Below are 6,218 nucleotides of genomic sequence, written 5' to 3'. Positions count from 1 at the left end.
GCTCGTATTCATTACAAGCCCCTTCGTTCATCGGCAGGAAGGCAAAGCAAACGTTGCTGATCCCTTCATCGATCCCCTAAATCTATAAATTACATAATATACCAAATGTACAGGCTACCTCTAAGTGAAGATCAACTTTTTGGCAAACTGAGCCCGAACATTGTTCAGAATATTCCAACTGTTGAGATCGATCAGTTTAATGCAACGCTAGTGATAGTGGCTATAATTGCAGCGCCTGCTTCACCCGAAGCTCCAGCTATCGCAAATGGAATGAATGTTGAAACCGCCGCATCCAATCAGCCTCCCGTTAAAGAAGCTCCAAAAGCAGTACCCTATTCAATTTTTGAAGATAATAAAAGTAAGAAAGGACCCGGCAGAGGTGTCAGAGTTATGACTGATGCCGCTACCGAAGCTGAATTCTATCAAATTTATGAAAATATACGAAAGGATTCGAAGGGTTTCGAATTCGTCTGGCTATACTTTCATGACACAAATACAAATGCCTCTTCTACTTCCGGACAATTCCTGGGAATAGTCAGATTTCCACTCACTCAAAGAGGGGTAGCTTTATCCGGTGCAAAAGATATAAATGAAATTTTATTCAAATTTGAAGGCGGATCACCACAGGCAGCTAAAGCTAAAGCTGCTAAAAATTTCAGAGATTATGAAACAGTTACTAAAATGCTCGCACAAGAGGGGAAAATTAGTTCTGTTAGTCCCAGCATCGAACATTTCAAACAAGCGTTTAATGCATTCGCAAACCAAATTGGGTTTTCACACCAAATTAACAAGATTGATCTCGGGGTTCAGGCTCCGGATAATTTTCAAGTGAAATTTACTAATAATCTGATATTAAACGGAGTTATCAATCAAAAAGATGGGAGTGTGCGCGAAGTTTTCATAGCTGGGGTAGGGGATGGAAAAACGGATGCATCTGGAGAGGTATCAGAAATTTCGGCTATTATCACAGATCTAGGTCTCGAAGGTGAGAATGTATCTGATTTGGACTTCTCCGTCAATAAGAACGGGATCAAATACTCCCTAAAGACTTCAGTAAAGCTCGGCGTTTGGTTTTTCGTACAAAAATCTTAATACATTAATTTTTCATGCATGTAAGATAGCCCCTCAATTCCTCAAAAGGAATGAGGGGTTTTAGCAGTATTGTTGCTTATAGAAACAACCCGAAACGTACTACTTTAGTGTAGGATGACTCGAGTCATGGCAAATCTAATTGGCTTCGAATTGGCAAGACCCACTCTGGCAGTTTAGGATCTTGGTACTTCAGCTTACCATTAGCTGCTTCAAGAACGATCTCCCCATTCAGAGCACTATTGTCGATGACGAGTAAGTCATTCGCCAAATACAAATGATTAAGCAGATTCTGAATTGAAGAATGATGACGATTCAATATGTCCTTGGAAGGGATGTGATGTCCTCCATTTCGAACACGAATGGCAACACGCTCAATATTTAAATTCGGATCTCCGAGACCGACATAAAACATGGTAATTTCAAAATTTTTCGCTCTTGCTTCCTGCATGAGCCTTATTGCATACCCTCCAGACAAAGTGGTTTCAATTGAAAAATCCCGATGATTTTGTATACAGTCTCGAGCTAAACGGATCGCTTCCTTCCCAGCAGAAACCCGAGCAGTTTCGGGGTATAATGGATTGATGCGCCGTGCTAAAGCATCCGGATCAATGTTCACACTAATCCCAATTCGATCAATTATTAAATTGCGTACCGTGCTTTTTCCACTGCCATTGTTTCCAGCAAAAACAAACATCGTTGTTTTCGGTTCAGACATATTCTTGATTCTCATCTGGTAGAACTTCCTTTAACCCATCCGCATACTCCTTCACCAATTTGCCCGCTAAATCTTTATAAACCACATAAGTTCCATTCGCTTTGGCATCAAGCTTTGCCCGTTCTCCCGTTAACTTTATTAGCTTTTTTAAATCGTCACTTCTTTCCATACCTGACACCTCCATTTCTTTTCAGAATACCATGAAAAATGGATCTTTGCATTCGATTGATAACAACATCGGGTCGTTAATCCTATAATGTAGTCTCATTCCGTAGTTAACACATCTAGCGCTTTGGCAATACTATCTGGAATGATGAATTTGGCTAGTCCATCCATTGGTGTGGCGCTCTTATTAATTAACAAGAATTGGTTTCCTTCATATAACCGAATTATTCGCTTACACCTTCACCATTAATGTGTCTTAAGAGAGATTAGTCACAATTAGCTTCTAAATTTTTAATCTTATTTTCCAATAAGCTTTTCTCTAGCCTGACATGAAGTAACTCTGTATCTAAATCCTGACTCATAGCATGAACCGCATTAACGATGTCCTCTGCTGTTAGTATACGGATAGAATCGGATTTACCTGATATATATTTTAAAAGAACTTCAATAAACTCTTTGCATACTCCGATTCTTTGAATGAGGACATTTTCCTCTACTAAAAATTGGTCATATTTAATAAAATTTTCTCGAATGACACTCTCCCCCAATCTATGAATTGGAACTAGAAACTTTATGTGTCTATTTAAGTTGAATGAATACGCATCTTTTGCCCATTAACCAATAGCGGTTAAATCACTCCCTAATAGTAGAAACATATTGTTTCCATATTATCTAATGTATCTCCTTATCCTCCATACGTCAAGCATAAAAGAAACTTATCGTGTCCATTATAGTACCAACAGATTCCTGTTCCTTATAATGGATGAGAGGTGATTACCATTGTTCGGTAAACGATTAGCAGAACTGAGAAACAAATTAGGGATTAGCCAATATGAGCTTGCAGCACGGATGAAACTATCCCGAGGGCAGATCGCTAATTACGAACAAGGCACCCGAGAACCAGATTTTAATACGCTTATTGCATTGGCAGATTTTTTTGGGGTGAGTTTGGACAACCTTCTTGGAAGGGAATGGAGCGCCACTGAAGCTACAAATGAGTCTGCCTATATTACATATTTGGATGGGTCGAAGGAAGAGCTTACTGAGGAAGAGTCTGAATATTTAAAGGGAAGCCTTCACTTGCTTCGGCAATACGACATACAGTTGAAGAAGAAATTGTAATTTCCTGTGGAGATCGATATTTTTTGACCAAATAGGCTTTTGATCTACTCTCCGCGCATTTCTTTATAAAATATTTTTGGATAAGAATAATGTTTAACACTATTTCATGTCCCTTGAAATTTAATCATCGCATAAATATCAAAAAATCCATGAACCAGAACAGTGGGAATCAGCGTACTGACTAGAACTGCGATCTCTTCTTTTTTTAAAATGAAGAAATCCGGTTATTCCGTTCCGTACGCTCTAAGGATTGCCGCGGATACCAAAAATATCCCTACATCACTATTCACGATGATGTAGGGATACTATGCTTCAAGGACTATTTCGTTGAATCGATTTTTCTAAGCATGTGTACGGGAGACTTTCACTTCCTGCTCGATTGCGCTATCAAAAACGGGTTATGCTCGCATTAGAAATTAAGGAATTGCCCACGACTACTCTCATTGATTAAATATCTGATAATTCGTTTCACTACATAATTTGCAGCTTCTTCGATTGATAACCTGCTTGTATCGATTTCGATTTCCAGGTTTCCAGGTGTATCATTTGTACTCAAACTGCCTGCAAGCGGTCTATTTACATAAACTTCAATATATTCTTTGCCAATGATGTCTCGCACGGTTTCACGGTCGTTTTCGATCGAGGAATCATTCGATACCAATGCGATAAGTCCCGCATCGTTCATCAATTTTGCAACTTCCGCTAATCGCTGCAACGATTCTCCCTGGCCATTCCCCAGTAACATGGTATGGTGGCCTGTCGATACCAAACGTTTTTCGACTTCCTTCGCAAGCGTTGAGTTATCCGGAACCGTACCGGTGAACCAGAGGGTTAATGGATTTTGACCTTTTTGCTGAGCACGAACATCTCTGGTGATTTCCGTATCTAGCCCTACCAAACTATCAGATCCTTGAAGAGCTTCGTCAATGACTCCGCAAGCGGATGTCATATTGGTTACACGATCGATCAGAATAAATCCGCCAATGCTTTTATTTTGTTCAAAGGAATCAAAAACGATGTTGTCCGATAAAGCAAATTCACATCGTGCCACTTCATTTTTGACAATATGATCGGTTGGAACCGTATTTCCAGTATTAATATCGATTTTATGCTTAATTGCCGTCACGGTACCGGGCAGGACTTTCGTTCCTACTTTGACCAAATAATTTTTACCGGGAGTCAGTACAGAATCATCCATCCAAAGAATCGTCGCGGCAAAGCTATCAGCCTCTTGGATTTGATTGTCTTTCGTAAATACACAGCCCCGCGAAACGTCGACTTCACGGTCCAATTGAATGGTTACGGGTTGTCCAGCAAAGGCTAAGTCCCTGTCTTGATCTGTCACTAAAATACGTTTGACTTTCGCTTTCTCACGACTAGGTAGAGTCGTCAACTCATCGCCAACTGCGATGCTCCCAGCCTCAATCTGGCCTTGGAAACCGCGAAACGTATGGTCCGGTCGACATACACGCTGAATGGGCATCATAAAATGCTTCGTATTGCTGGCATCAAGAACATCCACATTTTCTAAATATGACAACAAAGGAAGACCCGCATACCAAGGAGTATGTTGTGACTTTTTGGTAATGTTATCCCCTTCAGTGGCAGAAACAGGAATGACCTGTATGCTTTGAAAATGAAATTCAGCTGCCGTTCGGGAGAAATCTTCTTTGATATCATCAAATATCTTTTGATCAAAATGAACTAAATCCATTTTGTTTACAGCTAATACAAGATGTTTAATCCCCATGAGTGCGCAAATCCGGGTATGGCGTTTGGTTTGGGTAATGACCCCTTTGGTTGCGTCCACAAGAATGATGGCCAATTCCGCAAAGGATGCGCCTACTGCCATGTTACGTGTATATTCTTCATGCCCCGGTGTGTCCGCTACAATGAATGAACGGTGATCCGTCGTAAAATACCGATATGCCACATCAATCGTGATTCCTTGTTCACGCTCGGCCATCAATCCATCAAGAAGCAGGGAATAGTCAATTTTTCCGCCGCGACTGCCGAGCCTGCTATCCAGCTCTAATGCTTTTTCTTGGTCGGCGAACAAAAGCTTTGCCTCGTAAAGCATATGTCCAATCAGGGTAGATTTACCGTCGTCTACACTTCCACATGTAATAAATTTAAGCAGACTTTTCATATTAAAAATAGCCCTCCCGTTTACGTCTCTCCATGCTTCCAGCCGCCTCTTGGTCAATAACCCGAGTTGTCCGTTCGGATGAAACCGCACCAAGCGTTTCTTCGATAATGGCATCTAGCGTATCCGCCTCCGACTCGGCACCGCCAGTAAGCGGATAACAGCCTAATGTGCGGAACCGCATCTTCTTCATTTCAACCTTCTCATTAGGCTCGAGCTTCAACCGATCATCATCCACCATGACCATATGTCCATCGCGATTGACGACGGGTCTTTCTTTTGCAAAATAAAGAGGCACAATATCAATATTTTCTCTTCGAATGTATTGCCAGATATCTTTTTCTGTCCAATTGGATATTGGGAAGACGCGAATGCTTTCACCTTTATTAATTCTTGTGTTAAAAAGCTTCCACATTTCCGGACGTTGGTTTTTCGGATCCCACGCATGATTCTTATTGCGGAATGAAAAAATCCGCTCTTTCGCACGCGACTTTTCCTCGTCACGTCTTCCACCGCCGAATGCAGCCGTAAATCCGTATTTGTCCAATCCCTCTTTTAATGCTTGGGTTTTCATAATATCGGTATACGCAGAACCATGATCCATTGGGTTAATCCCTTGTTTAATACCTTCCTGATTCGAGTGAACAATCATGTTGATTCCGAATTCTTTCGCTTTGCGATCGCGGAATTCAATCATTTCTTTGAACTTCCACGTCGTATCAATATGCATGAAAGGAAATGGCGGCTTCTCGGGATAAAAGGCTTTCAGCGCCAAATGCAGCATCACGGAACTATCCTTCCCGATCGAATACAGCATCACGGGATTTTCACACTCCGCCGCTACTTCTCGTATAATATAAATCGCTTCAGCCTCGAGTTGATCCAGATGCGTCATTTCGTGTATGGAATCAAGCATCAGTTTTTGCATGGAAAGGTGCCTCCTTTTAATTCGCACTAAATCTATCGTATTTCTTTATA

General features: G+C 41.1%; 7 protein-coding genes. 2 read left to right on the top strand and 5 right to left on the bottom strand.

Features of this window, described 5'->3' with window-relative positions:
- Positions 1-105: 105 nt before the first annotated feature.
- A complete protein-coding gene (locus tag LRL21_RS43555; RefSeq protein WP_240421991.1) occupies positions 106-1,092 on the top strand; it encodes a hypothetical protein in 987 nt (328 codons plus the stop codon).
- Between the two features lie 124 nt (positions 1,093-1,216).
- On the opposite strand, the gene LRL21_RS43550 is transcribed toward LRL21_RS43555, so the two are convergent.
- From LRL21_RS43550 to LRL21_RS43540, 3 genes are all read right to left on the bottom strand, one after another.
- Positions 1,217-1,807, bottom strand: a complete 591-nt coding sequence (locus LRL21_RS43550; RefSeq protein ID WP_240421995.1) for an ATPase — start codon at positions 1,805-1,807, stop codon at positions 1,217-1,219.
- Positions 1,800-1,976: a hypothetical protein gene (locus tag LRL21_RS43545; protein ID WP_240421990.1), complete on the bottom strand. Its 177-nt coding sequence runs from the start codon at positions 1,974-1,976 to the stop codon at positions 1,800-1,802. The genes LRL21_RS43550 and LRL21_RS43545 overlap by 8 nt, the downstream gene beginning before the upstream one ends.
- A gap of 262 nt (positions 1,977-2,238) precedes the next feature.
- A complete protein-coding gene (locus LRL21_RS43540; RefSeq protein ID WP_240421989.1) occupies positions 2,239-2,520 on the bottom strand; it encodes a hypothetical protein in 282 nt (93 codons plus the stop codon).
- A 232-nt stretch (positions 2,521-2,752) separates the two neighbouring features.
- Between LRL21_RS43540 and LRL21_RS47165 the strand changes: the two genes are divergently transcribed.
- Positions 2,753-3,094 (top strand): helix-turn-helix domain-containing protein, encoded by a 342-nt coding sequence (locus LRL21_RS47165; protein WP_240421988.1) that lies wholly within the window; start codon positions 2,753-2,755, stop codon positions 3,092-3,094.
- Between the two features lie 409 nt (positions 3,095-3,503).
- Here the strand turns inward: LRL21_RS47165 and LRL21_RS43530 are convergent, their stop codons facing one another.
- Both LRL21_RS43530 and cysD read right to left on the bottom strand, forming a co-directional pair.
- Positions 3,504-5,243, bottom strand: coding sequence for a GTP-binding protein (locus LRL21_RS43530; protein WP_240421987.1), 1,740 nt, complete (start codon positions 5,241-5,243; stop codon positions 3,504-3,506).
- A 1-nt stretch (position 5,244) separates the two neighbouring features.
- Positions 5,245-6,168: a sulfate adenylyltransferase subunit CysD gene (gene cysD / locus LRL21_RS43525; protein ID WP_076235627.1), complete on the bottom strand. Its 924-nt coding sequence runs from the start codon at positions 6,166-6,168 to the stop codon at positions 5,245-5,247.
- Positions 6,169-6,218 lie beyond the last annotated feature (50 nt).

The organism is Paenibacillus periandrae (assembly GCF_022458865.1).
In the GTDB taxonomy this organism is placed as follows: Bacteria; Bacillota; Bacilli; order Paenibacillales; family NBRC-103111; genus Paenibacillus_S; species Paenibacillus_S periandrae.
Note: the sequence above shows the minus strand (reverse complement) of the source record. Positions and strands in the feature narration are given on the sequence as shown.

What these genes read in the sequence shown, in the direction of transcription:
- LRL21_RS43555 (WP_240421991.1), top strand. Translation starts at nt 106, where the DNA reads ATGTACAGGCTACCTCTAAGTGAAGATCAACTTTTTGGCAAACTGAGC.
- LRL21_RS43550 (WP_240421995.1), bottom strand. Translation starts at nt 1,807, where the DNA reads ATGTCTGAACCGAAAACAACGATGTTTGTTTTTGCTGGAAACAATGGC.
- LRL21_RS43545 (WP_240421990.1), bottom strand. Translation starts at nt 1,976, where the DNA reads ATGGAAAGAAGTGACGATTTAAAAAAGCTAATAAAGTTAACGGGAGAA.
- LRL21_RS43530 (WP_240421987.1), bottom strand. Translation starts at nt 5,243, where the DNA reads ATGAAAAGTCTGCTTAAATTTATTACATGTGGAAGTGTAGACGACGGT.
- cysD (WP_076235627.1), bottom strand. Translation starts at nt 6,168, where the DNA reads ATGCAAAAACTGATGCTTGATTCCATACACGAAATGACGCATCTGGAT.